Source organism: Streptomyces kryoterrae (assembly GCF_054072135.1).
The window spans coordinates 2265107-2287091 of record NZ_CM133358.1; the positions used below are offsets into that span (position 1 = coordinate 2265107).

The window sequence follows — 21985 nt, forward strand, 5'->3', positions numbered from 1 at the left end:
CGGGCCCCACCAATACCCCTGGGGGTACGATCGGCCGTAAGCAACCCACTTGGAGGAGCCGCCCGTGAAGGTCGACGAGGAAGCCAGCACCGCCGTTCTCAACCGCCTCCGTCGTGCCCAGGGGCAGCTCGCCGGCGTCATCGCCATGATCGAGGCCGGCCGCGACTGCAAGGACGTCGTCACTCAACTCGCCGCGGTTTCCCGCGCCCTGGACCGCGCCGGCTTCAAAATCATCGCCAGTGGCATGCGCCAGTGCATGACCGCCGCCGACGAGGACGCACCCCCGATGAGCGAAGCCGAACTCGAAAAACTCTTCCTCGCCCTCGCCTGACACCTCGACCGCGCACCACGACCATCCGTTCGTCCGCCGTGCAGAGCCGACCGCCGGCGGCGCCGTGGCCTGATGTGCCCGGCGCCCAGGTGAACCGTTCGTCGTGCCGCCCGGTGCCGGCGGCGGGATGCGCGTGCGGCAGCTGAGCTGCCCTGCCCGGCAGCCGCTCCCGGCGTTACTCGTCATACCGGGGCGGCTGCCCCCTCGCCCCGCGGGCTGCGCTGGCCGGGCACCGTCGGCCAAACAGGCAGGTCCAGATCGAGGCGGCTGTTCATGTCCAGCTCGAACCGGCCATACGGATTCACATGGTCCAGAACAGCGGCACCAGCCGGAACGTCAGAAGATCAGGACCGTTGCCAGATGGTTACGGAGCGCTACATGTCCTTTCGCCGTAGCTATACGAGAACAGGGCCCTCACGGATCACACGCCTCCACCAGCTGGTTCGCACTGTCGAAGTCGGCAGTCGTTTCCGGCCTGGTCGGCGCGGGCTGCTGCTGGCCGAACCCGTGCGTCGCCTTGCGTGCCACTGCGGCTTCGGGTCATACGGTCGCCGGAAACCCGAGGCGCAACGGCGCCATCCACGCGTCCGTTTGGCCGATGGTCATCACGCACGTGCCATGGACGCGGAGACCATTCGACTTCCCCTCCGGGACGAGGCTCTCGGGTTCCGGTCGGCTCCTTGGGAGAACGACGAGCGGGCATGCCGGAGGGTGTCGTCCGTGGTCATGGCTGGGGGTCGGTCATCTCCGCGGAGGTCTGGCACTCCAGGTGGCAAGGGTCCTCCGCTGACGTGTTCACCCGGGCCAGCACCGCTTCGCACATCTGGCCGAACGCGGTGAGCTGATCCGGGGTCATCGCGTCGACGAACCATGCGCGCACGTGGGCCACATGGCATCGTGCGGCAGCCTCCAGGGCGGCGCGTCCGGCGTCGGTCAGGACGACGTCGGAATACCTGCTGCCCTCTGCCGCCTCCTGGCGGCGCAGCAGCCCACGCCGTTCCATGCGGCTGACGTGATGGGAGAGGCGGCTCTTCTCCCAGCCTGTTGCCCTGCCCAGGGCGCCGGATCGGGCCCGCCCCCCGGGTGCTTCGGAGAGCGCCACGAGGACCGTGTAGTCGGCGGAGGACAGCTGACTGTCCTCCTGCAGGTGTGTGTTCAAGCGTCCGACCAGCGCCGCTTGCATGGCACTGAAGTCCCGCCACGCATGCAGCTGGGCCTGGGTCAGCCCTCCGGGGTCACTCATGGCTCAAGCCTAGCCGGAAAGGTTGACCTATCATCAAGCCTGGCATTAGGTTGCATTGACACATCAACTTTCCGATATTCTCCGGACGGCGGTACCAGTTCATGAGCGACCCCAAGATCATCGCGGTCACCGGAGCGACCGGCTCCCAGGGTGGCGGTGCCGCGCGGGCGATCCTCGCCGACCCGGATTCGGGATTCACGGTGCGCGCGATCACCAGGAACCCCGACTCGCCCGCCGCCCGGGAACTGGCCGCGCTGGGGGCCGAGGTCGTCCGGGCGGACTTCACCGACGAGGCGAGTGTGCACAGTGCGTTCGAGAATGCCTACGGTGCCTTCCTGGTCACCAACTTCTGGGCGCACGGCTCGGCGGCGAAGGAGATCGAGGAGGTCAACGTCCTGGTGCGGGCCGCCAAGGCTGCGGGACTGAAGCACGTGGTGTGGTCGACGCTGGAGGACACCCGCGACCTGCTGCCGCTGGAGGACGAGCGGATGCCGGTTCTCCAGGACAAGTACAACGTGCCGCACTTCGACGCCAAGGGCGAGGCCAACGACCTGTTCCGCCGGGCCGGCGTGCCGACCACCTTCCTGAACACCACCTTCTTCTTCCAGGGGTTCCTGCAGGGCATGGGCCCTCAGCGCGGCGAGGACGGCGTGCTGACGCTGACCCTGCCGCTGGAGGACGGCAAACTGCTTTCCGGCGTGGACTCCGAGGACATCGGCCGGACCGCTTTCGGCATCTTCAAGAGCGGCGAGCGGCTCATCGGCGAGACCGTCGGCCTGGCCGGTGACCATCTGACCGGGGCGCAGTACGCGGCGAAGTTCGAGGCCGCGCTCGGCGAGCCGGTGCGCTTCCAGTCGGTCCCCTACGACGTCTTCCGTTCTCTCGACACCCCAGCCGCCGAGGAAATCGCCAACATGTTCCAGTACTACGGCGACTTCGACCAGGAGTTCACCGGCGCCCGCGACCTGGACAAGATCCGGGAACTCAACCCGGCCCTCAAGAACTTCGACAACTGGCTGGCCGACAACGCCCAGAAGATCAAGAAGAGCTGAGCGGATACCCCGATGGCATGGGTGCCGGAACGAGTCCACGAGTCAGGTGAGCGTACCCAGCCAGTCACGGAGGGACGCGTTCGTGTTTCCGGACGGGTGTCGGAGAGGGCTGTCTGCGACTCAGCAATGGCGGGCGGCCGTGTAGGTACGCTCCAGTTCTGCCGCCGTGGTCATGAAGCCTTCCTGCGCGGTCCTCTGGATCACTTCCACAGCGAGCCGCTCAAGGGCCGACCACACGTCGGCGATCGGCTGGCGCATCGCTTCTCCCTGCTCGGAGAGGGAGACGATCATGGCCCGGCGGTCGCTTCTGGAAGGCTGGCGAATGAGCAGGCCGGCCTCCTCCATCCGCCTGATCGACCGCGACACCGTCGAGTGCTCAAGCCCGACGGCCTGTTGGAGTTCGGCCTGGGTCTGGCCGTTCCTGTCGAACAGCTGCATGAGGATGAGTTCCTGTCCGGCGTGCAGGCCGATATCGGACAACAACTCGGCGCCGTAGCCGTGCAAGGCGCGGCCGAGCGCGAAGAGCCCGAAACTCACGGGGGCAGTTCTTGCCAGGGCAGATCGGCGCACCATCTCCTCCGGTGCATCAGCCATGGACGATCCTCCGAGGTCAGGGAGCTCTTGCTTGACTTATGTGCCTAGGCACGTAAGTATGTGCCTAGGCACATACTTTGGTTCGGGGCCACCTTTCTGTAGGTGCCCCTGCATGTATGGGTAACACAATAGTAAAGGTGGTTCGCCTGGCCGACGCGGAGTGATCCGCAAGGCCATCGGCGCGTACGGCGTCCGACCCCGAGGTCAGTCCCGACCGGTGGTGCGCCGGCCGCCCTGGGCAGTCCGAACCGACTGCCGTCGAGCGGTTCGAGGTAGCGCCGTATCGCAGTCCCCTTGGCCCAGCCGCCACGCCGTTTCCGTCGGCGTGTCAGGCAATGCCTCCGTGCCCTTCCTGCCTACCCGGTTCGGCGTGGCCGGCGACGGCGCGGTTCGTCTTTCCGGCCGCCCGCGGCGCGCTTTTGGGCGACTCGCCGTCGATATCACCTGTTCCCCACCAAGTGATCGGAGCGAATGATGAGTGACACCCCCACCGCCGTGGACCTGTTTCAGCGCAGCCTGGACAGGTTCCTCGCCAAGGACATGAAGGGCTGGGCGGACCTGTGCGCCGACGATGTCGTCGCCGAGTTCCCCTTCGCCCCCGAGGGCTCCCCGAGGAGGCTGGAAGGCCGCACCGCCCTCTACGAGTACCTGCGCGGCTACCCCGACGTCATCGACGTGGCCAAGCTCCCCTCCGTGAAGGTCTATTCGACCGACGACCCGAATGTGGCCATCGCGGAATGGAGTGCCTCGGGCAGCGTCCTGAGCAACGGGAACGCCTACGAGATGTCGTACGCCACCTTCGTGACGTTCCGTGATGGCCTCATCGTCAGCTACCGCGAGTACTGGAACCCGCAGGCGTTCCTGGCGGCCCTGGGCGGCGCGGGCTTCTAGACGGCAACGGTTCCGGCAATCGACCGGATCGTGAATTTGCGTCGGCCGGCCCTCCCTGTTTCGGACGGGGCCGACCGGCGCCGGTGCCCGGCGCCGAGGTGTCTGCCGCGGCACCACCTGACCCGTTGTACATACGACCTGCCCATGCAGGTGCACACCGGCACATAGTTTCTCTCCCCCAAGGGAAGTCGGAATGACAAACTCCCAGTTCGAAATATCCGGTTCCACGCGTCGCCTCTTCCTGGCCGCCGCGGCCGCTGCGGCTCCCGCCGCTCTGGCGCTGACCGCGGGGGCGACCCCCGCGGCCGCCTCGGCACCGACCGGGGCCGCCACCGCTGCCGATCTGCCGGACTTCGCGCCGGTTCCGGCGGCCTCGCTCGGCCCGGCACTGAACAGCCAGGGGTACTACGTCGGACGAGTCAAGAAGAACCTGTACTGGGTCACGGACGGTGACTACCAGGCCGCGTTCCTGACGACCCGTCACGGTGTCGTCCAGTTCGACGCCCCGCCGAGCCTGGGCCACAACCTCCAGCGCGCCATCGACGAGATCGCCGCCGCCAACGGTGTGAGCAACAAGGTCACCCACCTGGTCCACTCCCACCACCACTCGGACCACATAGGTGCTTCCGCGCTGTTCGGCAAGAACGTCGTACGGATCGGACACGAGGACAACCGCAGGCTCCTGCTGCGCGACAACGATGCCGCCAAGCCCCTGCCCGACGTCACGTTCAAGGACCGCTACACCCTGCACGTGGGCGGGGAGCGGGTCGAACTGGCCTGGCACGGCTCCAACCACTCCCCGGACAACATCTACATCCAGTTCCCCGACCACGACACCCTGATGCTGGTCGACATCGTCATGCCCGGCTGGGCGCCCTTCGGCAACCTCAACTTCAGCGAGGACGTACCCGGATACGTCAAGGCCCCCACCATCGCCCTGGCCTACCCCTGGAAGCAGCTCATCTCCGGGCACATGGGGCGTCTGGGCAAGCGGGCCGATGTCACCGTGCACCAGGCGTTCATCTCCGACCTCAACGAATCCTGCAAGCAGGCTCTGGGCACCGTCGACATCGCGCCCTACTACGCCCGCTACGGGAACAACACCTGGGCCGTGGTCAAGACCTGGCTGGACGAGGTGTGCAGCACGGCGGCAGCTCCCGTCGCCGCCAAGTACACCGGTGTCCTCGCCGCCGCCGACGTCTTCACCACCACCAACGCCTTCTCGCTCGTGGAGTCCATGCGCCTGGATCTCGGATTCGCCAACCAGATCCACCCCTGACAGCCCTCGCCGAGACTGTCGCACGAGCCTGCTGCGCCGAAGGCCGGCCAGGCCCGTCACCGGCTGACATCCCGGGCTCCTGAACGCCGTGTGCCCGCCCGCCTCCGCGCGTGGAGGCGGGCGGGCACACGGTCACCACCACCTCTCAGCACGAACGACGCCCCGCCCGGCAGCAAAAACCGCAGAGGCGGACGGCGTCCCGCAGACAAGGGAAACACCACCATGTCCGATCTGAAGATCGCCGTCATACTGGGCAGCACCCGACCGGGCCGCAACGGCAAGGGGGTGGCCGACTGGGTCGTGCGCAAGGCGGCCGGACGCTCCGGGGCGGAGTACACCCTCATCGATCTGGTCGACTACCCGCTGCCCCACCTCGACGAGGCGATGCCGGCGTCCATGGGGCAGTACGCCGGCGATCACACGAAGACCTGGGCCGCCACGATCGCCGGCTTCGACGGATTCGTCTTCGTCACGCCCGAGTACAACCACTCGACGTCGGGTGTGCTGAAGAACGCCATCGACTACCTCTACGGCGAGTGGAACAACAAGGCCGCCGCGTTCGTCTCCTACGGAGCCCTCGGCGGCGCCCGTGCCATTGAGCACCTGCGCGCCATCAGCAGCGAACTGCAGATCGCCCACGTACGCCAGCAGTTGAGCTTCTCGCTGTTCGCCGACTTCGAGAACTTCTCGACCTTCGCCCCTCAGTCGCTGCACGACGGCGCGGCCACCACGCTGTTCGACCAGCTCGAGGCCTGGGCCGGCGCACTCAAGGGCCTGCGGCAAACGGCATGAGTGACACCGCAACGACGGTGAACGCAACCGGTCACGACGGCGACCGGCGAGTCGCCGTCGTGACCGGGGGGTCCGGAGCGATCGGGTCCGCGATCGTCTCGGCTCTGCGTGAGGCCGGCCTGAACGCCGTGTCGCTCGACCGGGACGGCGACGTGGCCGGCGACCTCTCCTCCGAGGAATCGACCCGGTCGGCCGCCGCTGAGGTCCTCGAACGCTACGGGCGCTGCGACGTGCTCGTGCACTGCGCTGCGGCGTTCGACCAGGCCACGCTGGCCGACGTCGACGTGAGCAGATGGCGCCACGTGCAGAGCGTCAACGTGGAGTCCATGCTGTGGCTGAGCCAGGCGTTCACCCCCGGGATGGCCGAGCGTAAGTTCGGCCGCCTCATCCTCATCACGTCGGACACCGTGTGGATGCCACCCGATCCGGTGCTGCTGCCCTACATCACCAGCAAGGCAGCACAACTGGGGATGATGCGCGTGCTGGCCCGCACACTCGGTCCCTCGGGCATCTCCGTCACAGCTGTCGCGCCCGGCCTCACCGACACGCCCGGCTCCCGCACCGTCAACAGCGACGAGCAGTTCGAGGCGGTTGTCGCCCAGCAGGCCCTGGCCCGCCGACTCGTTCCCCAGGACACCGCCGCGGCCGTGACCTTCCTGGCCTCGGACGACGCGGCAGCGATGACCGGCCAGGTGCTGTGCGTCGACGGAGGATTGATCATGCGCTGACACAACCGACGCCATACACGGTCCGAGACGACTGACCTCGATCCACGTCGGCGGCCCACGGGTGTGCTGAGACTGGAGATTCTCATGACAACCATGCCGGTGATCCTGCTCGACGAACAGCGCCGGATCGTACGGTCCGAACGGCCCGTGCCCACTCCCGGACCCGGACAGGTCCTGGTGGACGTGGACCTGTCCGGGATCTGCGGCAGCGACCTGCACTCTCCCGGCCTGCCCCAGGTCTACCGGGGCGGCTTCGTGCTCGGACACGAGTCGAGCGGAGTGGTCAGCCAGGTGGGAGCGGACGTCGAGGGCTGGGCGGTGGGGCAGCGTGTCGCGGTCAACCCGAACGGCAACGTCTGCGGGGTTTGCGCCTACTGCCTTTCCGGACGCTTCAACTTCTGTCACCAGGCGACGATGGAGACCGCTCTGGGGCTGCAGGCTGACGGAGCGCTGGCACCGGTCATGGTCGCGGCACCCTCGACCCTGCGGGCGCTCCCCGAGGAGATGGGCCGTGTCGAATCGGCGTGGGTCGAACCGGCCGCGACCGCCCTACGGGCAGTGCTGCAGGCCGGGCATCTGGCCGGCGCGACCGTGCTGGTCTCCGGCGGTGGGCCGATCGGCCAGCTGGTCTGCCGCATCGCCGCCCACCTCGGAGCCGGCCGCGTCGTGTTGGTCGAGCCCACCGCCGAACGGCGTGGGTTCGCCGCGGCCTCGCGTGTCGACGTGGCCCTCACCCCCGCCGAAGCGGAGGCGCGGCTCACCCGCTCCGACGACCCGCTGCAAGCCGACATCGCCATCGAGTGCTCAGGCAACGCCTCGGCGACCACGCTGGCCCTGGCCGCGCTGCGACCGGGCGGTGTCCTCGTCGTGGTCGGGTCCGGAGCAGGGGCGACCCTGGACCCTCTGGTCATCCTTCTCAACGAGATCACCGTGCGTGGCTCGTTCACCTACATCGACGAGTTCGAGCAGGCCATCGACCTCCTCACCAGCAAGGCCATACGCGTGGACGACCTCACGACCGCCGTCGTCCCCCTGTCCGAAGCACTGGGGGCCTTCGAGTCACTGCGCGCCGCTCAGACCATGAAGATCCTCATCGAGCCGCACCACTCTTCCTGATTCGCCGGCTGCGGAGCCCGAGCAAACGAAAGCGTGTGACTGGCATGAGTACAACCGGACAGAGCGAACTGTTCGACGTCATCGTCGTCGGTGGAGGATCCGCCGGTGCCGTCCTGGCGAACAAGCTGAGCTCCGACCCCTCCCGCAAGGTGCTTCTTTTGGAGGCCGGTACGGCCTACGCACCGGACGAGTATCCCGAGGTGCTGAGCGATGCCGCACGGGTCGGCGGGGACCCCGACCACGACTGGGGATACGTCGCCAGTACCGTCCGGCCCGACCAGCAGATCCCGGTTCCCCGCGGCAAGGCACTCGGGGGGAGCTCCACGGTCAACGCCGCCGTCGCCCTGCGGGCCCCGGCCGACGACTTCACACGCTGGGCCGAGCGTCACGGCGTGACCGGATGGTCCTTCCCCGAGGTGCTGGAAACGTACAAGCTCCTGGAGAACACCACGGACGGTTCCGACGACTTCCGCGGACGCTCCGGCCCGTTCCCCATCCGGCAGCGTTCGTATGAGGAACTCACACCGTCGCTCAAGGCGTTCATCGTCGCGGCTGCCCACCAGGGCCACGCACGGGTCGACGACCCCAACGGGGCCGTGCAGAAGGGCGTTTTTGCCTACCCCCTCAATGTGGTGTCGGGCCGCCGTATGAACACCGGAGTCACCTACCTCACCGAAGAAGTACGCCGACGCCCCAACCTGGTCGTCCTCGGCGGAGTGGAAGTGGACCGGGTGCTGTTCAACGGCACCGTCGCGACAGGTGTCATGACCGTGGACGGGGTGACGCACCGGGCCGGAGAGGTCATTCTCTCCGCAGGCACCTACGGCAGCGCGGCCATCCTGATGCGCTCCGGTGTCGGCCCCGCGAGCCACCTGCGAGGTCTCGGCATCGACGTCGTGGCGGACCTCCCGGTCGGCCAACGCTTCCAGGACCAGCCCTTCTACTTCAACGTCCACGCCCTCAAGCCGGAGGCGGGAGCCATGTCACCGATCTCCGGTGCACTGCTGTGGACGGCGTCCAGTGAGGCGCGCGGCGACGAACTCGATGTTCACGTGTCGGCCACGCACCTCATCGACCCCGCCTACAGTCCCACCGGCGCGGCCATCGTCCTCGCGGTCGCCGTGGTGCGGCCCGACTCCATCGGCAGCGTCCGGCTGAGCAGCCGCGATCCGAAGGACGCACCGCTCATCGACTTCAACTTCCTGTCGGAGGCCCGCGATCGCAGGCGGATGGTGGAGAGCATCAAGCACACGCGAGAACTGGCTCGCGACGCGCTCTTCGCCGCAGTGACCGACTCGGAGATGATGCCCGGGGACGAGGTCAGGACCGACCAGCAGTTGCAGCAGGACATCGATCGGACGCTGGCCTCGTATGCCCACCCCACCTCCACCGCGCCCATGGGCGGTGACGGTGACGAGTGGGCAGTCGTCAACAGCCACGGAGCGGTCCGTGCGGTCGACGGCCTCCGCGTCATCGACGCCTCGATCTTCCCGGACGTTCCCTCCACGGCGACGAACGTGTCCACCATCATGGCGGCCGAGCACATCTACCGAACCGCGCTGTCGAGCTGATCCGGCGCGTGGCCAAGCCTTCGGTCCTGTTGCCGGCGGCCTTCAGCGCGTCGTTCGCGGTCAAGCCGACGCGTCGAATGCGCGGATGCGGTACCAGTCCGCGTTGACGACCGATGCCGAAGCGGCGGTCCGTGCGCTGATGACGGTCCGTCCGCGCTCTGATTCCGGATGAACGGGCCACCGGGTCGTCAGCGCGCGAACCCGCTCGCGACCGGTCGGCGAGCCATTGTCAACATTGTCAAAGGGAGATTGCGTGATGACCATCGACCAGACGGACGCCGGGGTGGCGCCGTCGCGTTTCCGGGTGCCGGAGACCGTATCGCCCGAAGCCTCCGCGATACTCAAGGCGATGTATGAGGGCGGCGAGCAGCAGCCCGCGCCGACCAGGCCGGAAACGACCGCTGACTTCGACAACGCGAACAAGCTGATGGAGGCGGCCTTCGCGCCCTGGAACCAGCAGCTTGCCGCCACGCTGGGGACCACGATCCGCCACGAGACGATCGGCGACGTGCCCGTGGTGCGGATCACACCGCGGGAGCACAGGTCGAGCGGACGGGCGCTGCTCTACGTCCACGGCGGTGCCTATGTCTATTTCTCGTCCGCGACGTTGGTCGGCCTGCCGGCGCTCATCGCCACCGCGACGGGCGACGAAGTCATATCGATCGACTACACGCTGGCGCCGCGCGGGCGCTGGCAAGCGGTGACCGATCAGGTCCTGGCGGTCTGGAAGACGTTGCTGGCGAGCGGGCTCGACGCCCGCTCGATCGGGCTTTTCGGCGATTCCGCCGGCGGCGGGCTCGCAGCCGGCGCCGTCCTGAAGATGCGCGACCAGCACCTGCCGCTGCCTGCGGCGCTGTGGCTTGTCTCGCCGTGGTCGGACGTCACCGGGCTCGGCGACACCTACGAGACGCTGAAGGACGCGGATCCCATCCTGACTCCGGAATCGCTCGCATGGGCCGCGGACGCCTACGCCGACGTGGCCGATCAGAAGCATCCCTATGTCAGTCCGGTGTATGGCGACTACACGAAGCCGTTCCCACCGACCCTGATCCAGGGTGGGACGCGCGAGATCTTCCTCAGCAACTTCGTCCGTCAGTACCAGGTGATCCGCGACGGACGGCACGAAGCGGTGCTCGACCTGTACGAAGGCATGCCGCATGTCTTCCACAGCCTTGTGCCCGACGCCCCTGAGTCGAAAACCGCGATTGCGCGCGCCGCGACCTTCTTCGACGGCTATCTGGATCGCTGACGCCGGCGCGGGCGTGTGCTTCGAATCCGGCCGGCCGTCAGGCAGTTGGACTTCGACAGCGCCGTCAGCGCGGACGCCTCGGTCATGCGGGCCGTCCCCTCCGGTAACCGAATTTCCGTGGCCAGGGACCGATCGGTCCTGGCCATCCACCCCCCACGCATATTTCTGCGCATCCTTAGGGACCCCCCATGCCCTTCACCCCCCACCGCGCCCGTATTCCGGGCGCGAAACGCGTGATCCGTGCCGCCGTCGCCGCGGGCCTGGTGGCCGGCGCCGCCGCGATCGGCCCGATACCGGTGGCCCTGTCCAGCGAGACCTTGGCAGCCGCCCCGTCCGTCGACGGCGTCAAGTCCGCCGAGGACAAGCTCGGCAGCAAGGACGCCGAACTGCTCTCCGAGGCCAAGGCCGACGGCGACAAGAACGTCACGATGATGATCGCCACCGCTCCGGGACGGACCGAGCAGGTCGCCGAGCAGATGAACGCGGTCAACGGCGCTTCCGTGGGCCGTACTTACGACAGACTCGGGTACGTCCGCGCTACCGTCCCCACCAAGAAGGCGGACTCGGCCATCGCGGCCGCCGCGAAGTTCTCCTCCGTGCACGGCATCGACCTGCGCGAGGAGATACCGCTGGACGACCCGTCGCTCCGCCCGGACGGCACGAAGAACGCCTCCACAAAGGCGCCCGCGGACAACTACCCCGGGCCTGACGCGAACACCCCCGCCAAGAACCCGTACAACCCGTCCTTCGAGACGGGCGCCGTCGACTTCGTGAAGAAGAACCCGAAGGCGGACGGCCGCGGCATCACCATCGGCATCCTCGACACCGGCGTCGACCTCGCCCACCCCGCGCTGCAGAAGACCACCACCGGCGAGCGGAAGATCGTCGACTGGGTGACCTCGACCGACCCGGTCATCGACGGCGACGGCAGCTGGCGTGTGATGACGAACTCGGTGTCCGGGCCCGTCTTCACCTACGGCGGACAGACCTGGCAGGCTCCGGCGGGCGACTACCAGGTCAACGTCTTCCGGGAGTCCGTCACGGCCAGCGGCGACGCCGAGGGCGACGTGAACCGCGACGGTGACACCACCGACGTCTGGGGCGTGCTGTACGACGCGGCGGCCGGCACGGTCACCGTCGACGTGAACGACAACGGCGACTTCACCGACGACGAGCCGATGAAGCCGTACAAGGACGGCTACCAGATCGGCTACTTCGGCACCGACGACCCGGCGACCGAGGTCGCCGAGCGCCAGCCGTTCGTCGTGGAGATCCGCAAGGACGTACCCATGGACCCGTACGGCGGCGACTGGGTCGGCAAGAAGTCCGACTTCGTCAACATCGGCGTCATCTCCCGCGCACACGCCACCCACGTGGCCGGCATCGCCGCCGCGAACGGCCTGTTCGGCGGCGCGATGAACGGCGCAGCTCCCGGCGCGAAGATCGTCTCGTCCCGCGCCTGCGGCTTCGGGCCGGGCTGCAGCACGGTCGCCCAGACCGAGGGCATGATCGACCTCGTCGTCAACCGAGGCGTCGACATCGTCAACATGTCCATCGGCGGCCTGCCGGCACTCAACGACGGCAACAACGCGCAGGCCGAGCTGTACACGCGGCTCATCGACACCTACGGCGTCCAGTTGGTGCTCGCCGGGGGCAACGAGGGTCCCGGCGCCAACACCATCGACGAGCCCGGCCTGGCCGACAAGGCCGTCTCGGTCGGCGCGACCGTCTCCAGGGAGACCTGGGCCGCCGACTACGGCTCGGTCGTGACGAGGAAGAACAACCTGTTCACGTTCTCCTCGCGCGGCCCGCGTGAGGACGGCGGCTTCACGCCGACCCTGTCCGCGCCCGGCGCCTCGGTCAACGCCACGCCGACCTGGCAGCCCAGCGTCACGACGGCCGAAGCGGGCTGGTCGCTGCCGCCGGGCTACTCGACGCACTACGGCACGTCAGCGGCATCGCCGCAGGCCGCGGGCGCGAGCGCACTGCTGCTGTCGGCGGCGAAACAGCGGGGCATCGACCTCACGCCGGTGAGGCTGCGCACGGCGCTGACCTCGACGGCCCACCACATCACAGGGCTTCAGGCGTACGAGGAGGGCGCCGGCCTCATCGACATCGTGGACGCGTGGAAGGCCATCAGGGCCGGGGCCACCGCACACGAGTACGCGGTGAAGGCCCCGGTCGACACCGCGCTCGACCAGGCACTCAAGACCCCGGGCTTCGGCACCGGTATCTACGACCGCGAGGGCGGTCTGCAGGCCGGGCAGAAGAAGACGTACGACGTCACCGTCACGCGTACCTCCGGCGCCGACAAGGCCGTCCGTCACACGCTGCGTCTCAAGAACAACGCCGGTGACACCTTCGAGATCCTCGGCCCCGACGCGGTGAGGCTGCCGCTGAACCAGCCGGTGACCGTCAGGATCCAGGCCGCTCCCCGGGCCGCGGGCATCAAGAGCGCGATCCTCCAGGTCGACGACCCGAAGACCGAGGGCGTCGACAAGCAGATCCTGTCGACCGTCGTGGTCGCCACCCCGGGCGACCACACCTTCACCGTGTCGGACTCGGTGCAGCGCAACAGCTACAAGTCGTACTTCGTCACCGTTCCCGAGGGCGCCCACACCCTTGAGGTCGCGCTCGGCGGGCTGAGGGACAAGAGCCGGACCAGGTTCCTCGCCGTCCACCCGTACGGCCTCCTGCCCGACGGCGTCGGGACGGAGGGCTGCCACAGCAACTACCCCGTCGGCAGGAGCTGCCGCGCCGACCTGCGGTCGTACAGCGACCCGCAGCCGGGGGTCTGGGAGATCGAGGTCGAGTCGCACCGTACGTCGCCCCTGCTCGACAACCCGTACAGGCTGAGCGTCGAGGTGCTCGGCGCGGACTTCGCCCCGGAGACCATGACCGTCCCCGAGGCCAGGGTCGGCACCCCGGTGGCGGTCTCCTGGCAGGTGACGAACAGCCACGCGCCGATCGACGGCACGGTGCAAGGCGGCCCGCTCGGCTCTGCCAGGACGACGCGGCCGACCATCACCAAGGGCGCCACACAGACCACCACCGTCGAGGTGCCCGAGGGTGCCACGTCGCTGGACGTCGTCATCGGCGATGCCTCCGACACGGGCGCCGACCTGGACCTGACGGTCTACGGCAAGGACGGCAACCTGGTCGGGCAGGACGCGGACGCCGACTCCGAGGAGACGGTCTCCGTCCTCGACCCGGCCGCCGGCGAGTACACCGTCGAGGTGTACGGCTTCGCGGTGCCGGGCGGCTCCACCGCGTACGACTACCGCGACACGTACTTCTCCGCCGCGCTCGGCACCGTCGCGGTCGACGACTCGGCGCCGGTGAAGCTCGGTATGGGCGACTCGGCGACGGTGTCTGCCGACGTCACCGCCGCGGGCACCGGACCCGACGGACGCGACCTGATTGGACAAGTGCGGCTGGTGAACGCGCGCGGCACGGTCGCGGGCGCCGGCACCGTCCTGATCGAGAACGTCACGCCCTGACCTTCGGCTGCTGACGAGGGTGGGCGCCCGGTACACCGGACGCCCCTTCGTGACCCCCATATTGCTTGCCGACCGACGCAGCACGGGCCAGACATAAATCGGACACGACGGGAATACTTACGATGCCCAAGACCATTGAAAACCGTTCCTCCACCAAAACTTTTCGACGCACGGCTGTGCCGCTGTTGGCGTTGGGGCTGCTCATCGGCGGGGGCCCGGCGGCCACTGCCGCTGCCACGGGTGGCGCCACCAGCACGGTTACTGCCAGTACCGCGGCCGCCGGCGCCTTTGCCGGGCAAGAAAAGGTCATCACACTGCCCGGCGCCACCTCGGCCGAGGGCATCGCCGCCGGAGCAGGGTCGACCTTCTACGCAGGCGACCTCTTCCGCGGCGACATCTACCGCGGCGACATCCGCCGCGGCACCGCGGAGCTCTTCATCGACGTACCCGAGGGCCGGGTGTCGGTCGGCATGAAGGCCGATGTGGGCCGCGGTCTGCTCTTCGTCGCCGGCGGAGAGAGCGGCAAGGGGTACATCTACAACACCCGCACCGGCGCGACCGTCGCCACCCCGCAGCTCGGTGCCGTCGGCGCCGGCTACATCAACGACGTGGCCCTCACTCGCGGCGGCGCCTGGTTCACCGACTCCTCGCAGGCGAAGCTCTACTTCCTGCCCATCAACAGGCACGGCACGCCGGGCAAGGTCCGCACGCTGGACGTCACCGGCCCGGCCGGCGGGACGAGCGGCGCCTTCAATCTCAACGGGATCCAGGCCACCCCCGACGGGAAGACCTTGATCGTCGCCCACAGCAGCACGGAAGCGGTCTACACGGTCAACCCGGCCACCGGGGTCAGCACACTCATCGAGGGCCTCGGCCAACGGCCCAACGCCGACGGCCTCATCCTGGACGACCGACGGCTGTGGGTGGTGCAGAGCCTCAATAACAAGATCGCACGCTTCGAACTCAGCAGGGACCTGAGCCACGGCACGCTGCAGAAGGAGATAACCAGCCCGCACTTCGGCGTCCCTACCACAGCAGCGCTCTTCGGCCGCCACCTCGCAGCGGTGAACGCGCACTTCGACACCGGAGTGCCGCCGACCTCACCCACCTACGAAGTCGCCGTCGCCAAGTCCTGAGGACGACGTGACTGCGGGGTCCTGCCCCCGCAACAGCGTGGCAGGACCCCGCAGTCACCCATGTTCTGACCGGCTCACGACGACACGTACGTCGTCGACGGCGACAATTGCTGGCCAGCGACGACGCGGGATAGCTCGCCCTGTACCGACCGTCATGTACCTGCAAAATCAAGGTGCGGGCCGCGCGGCCGTGCCCGCCTTTTCGCGCGTACTCACTTGTCGCCCTTCCCTGCTCCGCGCCTGCTCGGCAACCATCCTTGCCCGGGCCGGCCTCGTTTCCCGATGATGTGGAGAACCATGGCTCATCTGCGCTCCAGGCGCCGGCTCGCTCTCGCGGTGCCGGTCGTGCTGTCCCTGACCGCCTCCCTGGGCTTCCTGCCCGTGGCCGCGTCGGCCGCCGAACCGGCCGCCCTCGCCGCCCCGGCAGCGGACGGTCCCAACCTCGCGTATGTCGTCAACACCAAGAGCACCGACCGTCACACGATCGGAGCGGTGACGAAGGCGATCTCCGCGGCCGGCGGCACCGTCGTGACCACGTTCGGCAAGATCGGTGTGATCGTCGTCCACTCGGCGAACCCCTCCTTCGGGGCGCAGATCCGCGCGGTGCGCGGCGTGCAGTCCGCGGGTGCTACGCGTACGACGCCGCTGACCGCGGCGGGGACGACCGACGAGGGTGCCGCCGACTACCTGACGGCCGCCGAGGCCGCCAAGGTCGAGGCCGCGGCCACCCCGGAGAGCGAGCCCCTTGAGGCCGACCAGTGGGACCTGCGCGCGATCGGCGCCGACAAGGCCGCGAAGATCAACCCGGGCAGCAGGAATGTCACGGTCGCCGTGATCGACACCGGCGTCGACGACACCCATCCGGACCTGGCCCCGAACTTCTCGGCGTCGCAGTCGGCCAACTGTGCCGGCGGCGTGGCGGACACCAGCGAGGGCGCCTGGCGCCCGTACACCCCGGAGGACTCCCACGGCACGCACGTGGCAGGTGAGATCGCCGCGGCCCGCAACGGCGTCGGCGTGGCCGGTGTCGCGCCCGGTGTGAAGGTCTCCAGCATCAATGTGACCGACCGGGAGAACGGCCTGTTCTACCCGGAGAGCGTCGTCTGCGCGTTCGTGTTCGCCGCCGACCACGGCGTGGAGATCACGAACAACAGCTACTACGTGGACCCGTGGCTGTACAACTGCATGGACGACCCCGACCAGCGGGCCATTGTCGACGCGGTCAACCGAGCCCAGCAGTACGCCACGAAGAAGGGCACCCTGCACGTCGCGGCGGCCGGCAACTGGAACCACGACCTGGACTCGGACGCCTTCGTCGACGACAGCAGCCCCGACGACTCGACGCCGGTCACACGCACGATCGACCCGCACGAGTGCTTCTTCGTGCCGACCCAACTCCCGGGTGTCGTCACGGTGAGCGCCACGGGCGTCGACAACGTCAAGTCGTACTACTCCACGTACGGCAACGGTGTCATCGACATCGCGGCTCCCGGCGGCGACCGCAAATACCAGATACCTGACACGCCGTCGCAGAACGGCCGCATCCTGTCCACCATGCCGAACGGTGGATACGGCTTCCTGCAGGGCACCTCGATGGCCACGCCGCACGCCGCACGCCGCGGGCGTCGCCGCGCTGCTGAAGTCGAAGCACCCGTGGGCGACCCCGGCCCAGCTGCAGGCGCTGCTCAAGGTCCAGGCGAACAACCCCGGCTGCCCCGTGTCGTACGACCAGGACGGTGACGGCACGCAGGACGCGGTGTGCGAGGGCGGCAAACGGGTCAACGGATTCTTCGGGTTCGGAATCGTCAACGCGCTGCGCGCGGTGGAGTAGCCCGAACCGGGCGGCGCGGCCTCGACGGGCCGCGCCGCCCGGACTTCCCGCACGGTCCGCCCGTACCACGGTTTGCGTGTCGTTCGACGCCGGAGGCTCCCGTAGCAGGCCGGGCCGGAGCGGGGCGGTGACGCCCCGCACGGTGTCAGGATCCGTCGATCGACGGTAGACCGGAGGTCTCCCGGTCCGTCCGCGTGCACGCTCCGATCGTGGGTCCGTCGTGTCGGTCTCGCCGGTGAGCGAGCCAGTATTCGGCGGGCGTGGCCCGGGACGAGGTGGCCGCCGAGGCAGCCGCGCGGGAGTATCTGGCCGACGTGATCCGGGCGCTTTCGGAGTAACGTCTCAGCGCTGTTCGAGCTGGGCGGCCGCGGCCAGGAGCTGCAGGCCGTCGTGGGCCGGTGTGCCCTGTTTCGCGAAGTACGTGAGGATCACGATTCCCTGGCCGTCGGCGACGTTCAAGTATTCGTAGTCGAGACTGAGATCCCCGACGTACTTGTGGCGGAAGCGCTTGTGCCCGGTGGTGAGCGGATGCACGTTCTGGGTAGCCCAGCCGGTGCGGAAGTAGTCGCTGCGGGTGCAGAGTTCGCCGACCAGATCGGTCAGGCTCCTGGCGAAGGGGTTCCGGCCCGCGGCGGCTCGCAGCAGGGCGATCACCGTGTCGGCCACCTCCTCCCAGTCGGGGTGGAGGGCCCGGGCGGCCGGGTCGAGAAAGATGAACTTGGGCATGTTGAGCGGGCCCGGAACGGCGAACATGTCCGCGTAAAGGGCCCGGCCGATGGCGTTCGCGCCCAGCACGTGTCCGTGCTCGCTCAGCATGATCGCCGCGCCGCCGGTGATCGTCTCGAGCAGAACCTGGAGATTGGGCCGTGCGGTTGGGATCTCACCGGTGGATGAGCGACGGCGGGTCCCCGGCCCCAGAGCGTGGGCCAGGCCGAGGAGATGCTCGCGCTCGGTCTCGTCCAGCTGGAGGGCCTTCGCCACGCCGAAAAGCACCTCTTCGGAGACGCCCTTGGCCCGGCCCTGCTCCAAGCGGGTGTACCACTCGACGCTCACGCCGGCCAGCGAAGCCACCTCGTCCCGGCGGAGCCCGCTGACCCGCCGCCGGGCCTGTCGGGGAGTCATGATGCCGGCCTGCTCGGGACTGAGCCGACTGCGGCGTGAGGTAAGGAACTCCGAAAGCTCGCGTGCCACGTCCATACCTTTGAGGCTACGGGGCTGCCCGGGGTGTAACCAGGTAGCGCCGGTGCCACCACACGCACGATCTGGTTCCACCCCCTCGCCCGGGCATTGACTCTTCTCGTCCGCCGGATCACGGCCGGACGAATCCCCTGAGTCAAAGCGAGGAACACCCCATGCGCGCAGCGCTTCTGTACGGTGCCGGAGACGTCCGCATCGGCACCGTCCCCGACCCGGTCGTCGAGCAGCCCACGGACGCGGTGGTGCGAGTGGTGCGCGCCTGCGTCTGCGGCAGCGACCTGCACTCCTACCGCGGCATGCCGGCCTCGAAGCAGGGCATCCAGATGGGTCACGAATTGATCGGCATCGTCGAGGAGCTCGGCTCGGCGGTCATCGGTCTGGCCAAGGGCGATCTGGTGGTCGCGTCCTGGTCGGTGCAGGACAACACCTGTGAATTCTGCCGGGCCGGGCTGACCACCGCCTGCGCCCACATGGAGATGCTCTCCGCCGCCCAGGCCGAGCTGATCCGGATCCCGCAGGCGGCCGGTTCGCTGAAGGTGCTGCCCGCCACCTCCGATCCGGCCCAGCTGCTCAGCCTGCTGACCCTGGCGGACGTGTACGGCACCGGCCACCACGCCGCCAGGCGTGCAGGCGTGCACCCGGGCGACACCGTCGCGGTGGTCGGTGACGGTGCCGTCGGCCTGCTCGCCGTTCTGTCGGCGAAGCAGCTCGGCGCCGAGCAGATCGTCCTGATGGGCCGGCACAAGGAGCGCACCGACCTGGGCCGCGAGTTCGGTGCCACCGATGTGGTGGCCGAGCGCGGCGAAGAGGGCATCGCGAAGGTCCGCGACCTGACCGGCGGCGGCGCGCCCAAGGTGCTGGAGGCGGTCGGCCACCGCCCGGCCTACGACCAGGCCGTGGGTATCGTCAGGGCGGGCGGCGTGATCAGCAGGGTCGGCGTCCCGCAGTACGAGGAGGCCCCGGTCGGCCTCGGCAGCCTCTTCTTCCGCACGATCACCCTGACCGGCGGCCCGGCCCCGGTCCGCGCCTACATGGACGAGTTGCTGCCCGGCATCCTCGACGGAACCGTCCAGCCAGGAAAGGTCTTCGACCGGTCGATCGGCCTGGAGGAGACGCCGGAGGGATACCGGGCCATGGACGCCAGGGACGCCCTCAAGGTCGCCATCACGTTCTGATCATCCACCGTCAAGGAGAAGAACCATGTCCAGAGTCCGTTCCCGCCGTCTGATCGGCGGAACGCTGGCCGCCACCGCTCTGCTCGGCCTCGGGGTGGCCCTCCCGGCCGGCTCGCAGGCCGCCGAGCGGGCGCCGGTATCCCAGAAGCAGATCAGCACCTACGTCCTGCCAGGCCAGAACACCTATCCCGAGGGCATCGTCCGTCAGGTGGGGACGAAGTACTTCTACGTCGGAAGTACCACCGACGGCACCATCTACCGGGGCCGCACCGATCAGAAGAAACTGAAGGTCTTCGTGCCCGGAGGCACGAACGGCCGCACCAGCGCGGTGGGCATGAAAATCCAGTCAGGACGGCTGATCGTGGCCGGCGGCCCGACCGGCCGGGTGTGGGTCTACAGCACCAGGACCGGCGGCCTGCTGCACGTCTTTGACTCCGGTGCGCGAAAGAACACGCTGATCAACGACATCGCCATCGCCCCGAACGGGGACGCCTACGCCACCGACTCGTACCACCCCGCGCTGTACCGGATCACGGCCGCCCAGCTGAACAGCAAGAAGGCGCACCAGAAGCTGCTCAAGGCAGTGGACTTCACCGGCACCGAGGTCAAGTACAAGAGCGGGCAGATCAACGGCGACGGCGTGGTGGTCTCGCCGGACGGGCGGTTCGTCCTGATGTCCGACATCGCCGACGTCGGGGTATACCGGATCAGCACCCGGACCGGCTCGATCCGGAAGGTCGACCTCGGCACCGACGACATCGGCCCGGACGGGATGCTCCTGCGGGGCAACAAGCTGTACAGCATCACCAGCCTGTACCACCCCGAGGGCGAAGTCAGCGAGATCCGACTGAACAAGGACTACTCGAAGGGCACAGTGCTGCGCCGGATCAACGGTCAGGGAATGGACGTCCCGTCCACCGGTGCCTTCGACGGGAGGGATCTGCTGGTGGTCAACTACCAGTGGCAGATCGCGAACCCGCACCTCCCGTTCAGCGTGGTACGGGTCAAGCTGTAGGCCCGGGTCGAGCGGGGCGCAACGGTTTGGCGTTGCGCCCCGCGGATCCCGGCGACAGCCCGGCCGCCGAGCCGAGGAACGGCTGCAACGCGGGCACGAAGTCCCCCGAGGAGAGAGCGGGCGCGCGGCAAACGCAACGCGCCCCCGCTCTCGAGTTCGGTCACTGGTTCGATCGTCACGCCTGCCCTGCCCTTCCAGAACTGCCGCAGTAAATGCGTACACCTCACCCCGGCGGCCAATGACCCGCCGCAGGTCGCAGTGATCACAGTGAGGGCTCCGCCGCAGCAGATGGTCGTGCTGTAGCTCCGATGTCGGTGATCAGATGCAGTTCTGCGGCCAGGCAGACAGGGTGCGTCAGGCTTCGTTCGTGGGTTCGTGGTAGGGGCAGTCGGTCAGTACGTCCGCGGTCTGGGTGAGGTGCTGGGTCAGGACCTGGGCCGCGGTGTCGGCGTCGCGGGCGAGGGCCGTCTCCTCCAGCCGGCGATGTTCCAGGGCGCCGTCCCGGCCGGGGTTGCGGTGCGCCGACCAGCGGCGAGCCATCTCGCTCGCGGTCCACAGTCGGTCGAAGGTCTCCAGCAGGGTGCGGTGGAAGAGGCGGTGGGCTTCGGCCCATGCGCTGCTGTAGTGCTCGCCCTCCTCCGGCACGCACGCCGGGGTGCGGGTCAGACGCTGGTGGGCGGCTCGTGCGCGGGCTTCCCAGTCGACATCGCCGCGTTCGATGGACATGCGCAGCATGACCGGTTCGAGGGTCCGACGGGTCTCCGCGATCTCCTGCCAGCGGCGGTCGGAGAAGGCCGACCATGGCGAAGCCGCGGTTGGCAGTCGGCCGACGCCACCCCCGCCGCCCTCGGCTTCACCATGGCCGGCCACATCCTCGGCCGCGCGGTCCTGACAACCACCGCCTCGGCGAGAAGTACACCGCTGATCCGTTCCCCGACGAGAGCGTCGTCAGCCTCGGCGACCTTCAGCCCGGGCCGAACGGCACGAGCGCGGTCGTACGGCGCACCAGGGAGCTGATCCAGACCGACCCCCGACCGATGCACACCCTGCGGTACGCCGGGGTGCAGCCCGGCGCGGTCATCAGCGTGACGTCGTCGCCCGACGGCGTGATGGTCGGCAGTGGCGGGAAGGCCGCCGAATTCCCCACGCAGGCCGCCACGCACGGGGCGAACTCCGGGCAGGTCATCCACCATTTCACCGAGAATGACGCTGGGGCCAACCCACCACCCGAGCAGCCTGACCTCCACACCTCACGTCCTTGGTCGCGGCGCCAAGGCCGTGATCA

At 68.6% G+C, this 21985-nt stretch carries 17 protein-coding genes and 3 pseudogenes; 15 read left to right on the forward strand and 5 right to left on the reverse strand.

Features of this window, described 5'->3' with window-relative positions:
• Positions 1 to 64 precede the first annotated feature (64 nt).
• Positions 65 to 331, forward strand: a complete 267-nt coding sequence (locus tag ACW4TU_RS09480; protein WP_457426572.1) for a metal-sensitive transcriptional regulator — start codon at positions 65 to 67, stop codon at positions 329 to 331.
• Between the two features lie 724 nt (positions 332 to 1055).
• Here ACW4TU_RS09480 and ACW4TU_RS09485 read toward each other — a convergent pair.
• Positions 1056 to 1574 (reverse strand): MarR family winged helix-turn-helix transcriptional regulator, encoded by a 519-nt coding sequence (locus tag ACW4TU_RS09485; RefSeq protein WP_457426574.1) that lies wholly within the window; start codon positions 1572 to 1574, stop codon positions 1056 to 1058.
• A 101-nt stretch (positions 1575 to 1675) separates the two neighbouring features.
• Here ACW4TU_RS09485 and ACW4TU_RS09490 point away from each other — a divergent pair, with 101 nt between their 5' ends.
• On the forward strand, positions 1676 to 2626 hold the full coding sequence (locus tag ACW4TU_RS09490; protein ID WP_457426576.1) for an NmrA/HSCARG family protein: 951 nt from the start codon (positions 1676 to 1678) through the stop codon (positions 2624 to 2626).
• A gap of 120 nt (positions 2627 to 2746) precedes the next feature.
• Here ACW4TU_RS09490 and ACW4TU_RS09495 read toward each other — a convergent pair whose 3' ends face one another.
• Entirely contained in the window at positions 2747 to 3220 is a 474-nt protein-coding gene (locus ACW4TU_RS09495; protein WP_457426578.1) for a MarR family winged helix-turn-helix transcriptional regulator, read from the reverse strand.
• Positions 3221 to 3715: 495 nt separating this feature from the next.
• Between ACW4TU_RS09495 and ACW4TU_RS09500 the strand changes: the two genes are divergently transcribed.
• The 10 genes and pseudogenes from ACW4TU_RS09500 (at position 3716) to ACW4TU_RS09545 (ending at position 17313) form a co-directional block, all read left to right on the forward strand.
• Positions 3716 to 4111, forward strand: a complete 396-nt coding sequence (locus ACW4TU_RS09500; protein WP_457426580.1) for a nuclear transport factor 2 family protein — start codon at positions 3716 to 3718, stop codon at positions 4109 to 4111.
• A gap of 193 nt (positions 4112 to 4304) precedes the next feature.
• Entirely contained in the window at positions 4305 to 5390 is a 1086-nt protein-coding gene (locus ACW4TU_RS09505) for an MBL fold metallo-hydrolase (protein WP_457426582.1), read from the forward strand.
• Positions 5391 to 5612: 222 nt separating this feature from the next.
• Positions 5613 to 6182: an NADPH-dependent FMN reductase gene (locus tag ACW4TU_RS09510; protein WP_457426584.1), complete on the forward strand. Its 570-nt coding sequence runs from the start codon at positions 5613 to 5615 to the stop codon at positions 6180 to 6182.
• Positions 6179 to 6910, forward strand: a complete 732-nt coding sequence (locus ACW4TU_RS09515; RefSeq protein ID WP_457426586.1) for an SDR family NAD(P)-dependent oxidoreductase — start codon at positions 6179 to 6181, stop codon at positions 6908 to 6910. Before ACW4TU_RS09510 ends, ACW4TU_RS09515 begins: the two co-directional genes overlap by 4 nt.
• Before the next feature lie 84 nt (positions 6911 to 6994).
• Positions 6995 to 8026: a zinc-dependent alcohol dehydrogenase gene (locus ACW4TU_RS09520; RefSeq protein ID WP_457426588.1), complete on the forward strand. Its 1032-nt coding sequence runs from the start codon at positions 6995 to 6997 to the stop codon at positions 8024 to 8026.
• A gap of 44 nt (positions 8027 to 8070) precedes the next feature.
• Positions 8071 to 9597, forward strand: coding sequence for a GMC family oxidoreductase (locus ACW4TU_RS09525; RefSeq protein WP_457426590.1), 1527 nt, complete (start codon positions 8071 to 8073; stop codon positions 9595 to 9597).
• Positions 9598 to 9853: 256 nt separating this feature from the next.
• The gene (locus ACW4TU_RS09530; protein WP_457426592.1) at positions 9854 to 10846 is read left to right on the forward strand and encodes an alpha/beta hydrolase fold domain-containing protein; all 993 of its coding nucleotides are present in this window, start codon (positions 9854 to 9856) and stop codon (positions 10844 to 10846) included.
• 188 nt (positions 10847 to 11034) lie between these two features.
• Complete coding sequence (locus ACW4TU_RS09535; RefSeq protein ID WP_457426594.1) at positions 11035 to 14346, forward strand: S8 family serine peptidase; 3312 nt, start codon at positions 11035 to 11037, stop codon at positions 14344 to 14346.
• A gap of 122 nt (positions 14347 to 14468) precedes the next feature.
• Positions 14469 to 15482, forward strand: a complete 1014-nt coding sequence (locus ACW4TU_RS09540) for an SMP-30/gluconolactonase/LRE family protein (protein ID WP_457426596.1) — start codon at positions 14469 to 14471, stop codon at positions 15480 to 15482.
• 297 nt (positions 15483 to 15779) lie between these two features.
• Positions 15780 to 17313, forward strand: a pseudogene (locus ACW4TU_RS09545) (S8 family peptidase).
• A gap of 342 nt (positions 17314 to 17655) precedes the next feature.
• Here ACW4TU_RS09545 and ACW4TU_RS09550 read toward each other — a convergent pair.
• The gene (locus ACW4TU_RS09550; RefSeq protein WP_457426598.1) at positions 17656 to 18510 is read right to left on the reverse strand and encodes a helix-turn-helix transcriptional regulator; all 855 of its coding nucleotides are present in this window, start codon (positions 18508 to 18510) and stop codon (positions 17656 to 17658) included.
• A gap of 155 nt (positions 18511 to 18665) precedes the next feature.
• Here ACW4TU_RS09550 and ACW4TU_RS09555 point away from each other — a divergent pair, with 155 nt between their 5' ends.
• Together ACW4TU_RS09555 and ACW4TU_RS09560 are read left to right on the forward strand one after the other, a co-directional pair.
• Positions 18666 to 19685: a zinc-binding dehydrogenase gene (locus ACW4TU_RS09555; RefSeq protein WP_457426600.1), complete on the forward strand. Its 1020-nt coding sequence runs from the start codon at positions 18666 to 18668 to the stop codon at positions 19683 to 19685.
• A gap of 25 nt (positions 19686 to 19710) precedes the next feature.
• Positions 19711 to 20700, forward strand: coding sequence for an SMP-30/gluconolactonase/LRE family protein (locus ACW4TU_RS09560; protein ID WP_457426602.1), 990 nt, complete (start codon positions 19711 to 19713; stop codon positions 20698 to 20700).
• A 354-nt stretch (positions 20701 to 21054) separates the two neighbouring features.
• Here ACW4TU_RS09560 and ACW4TU_RS09565 read toward each other — a convergent pair.
• Positions 21055 to 21543, reverse strand: a pseudogene (locus ACW4TU_RS09565) (FCD domain-containing protein); the annotation flags it as partial.
• On the opposite strand from ACW4TU_RS09565, the pseudogene ACW4TU_RS09570 reads away from it, so the two are divergent.
• A pseudogene (locus ACW4TU_RS09570) lies at positions 21526 to 21603 on the forward strand (YbhB/YbcL family Raf kinase inhibitor-like protein); the annotation flags it as partial. The pseudogenes ACW4TU_RS09565 and ACW4TU_RS09570 sit on opposite strands and share 18 nt — an antisense overlap.
• 61 nt (positions 21604 to 21664) lie before the next feature.
• Here ACW4TU_RS09570 and ACW4TU_RS09575 read toward each other — a convergent pair.
• Positions 21665 to 21886: a hypothetical protein gene (locus tag ACW4TU_RS09575; RefSeq protein WP_457426604.1), complete on the reverse strand. Its 222-nt coding sequence runs from the start codon at positions 21884 to 21886 to the stop codon at positions 21665 to 21667.
• Between the last annotated feature and the right edge of the window lie 99 nt (positions 21887 to 21985).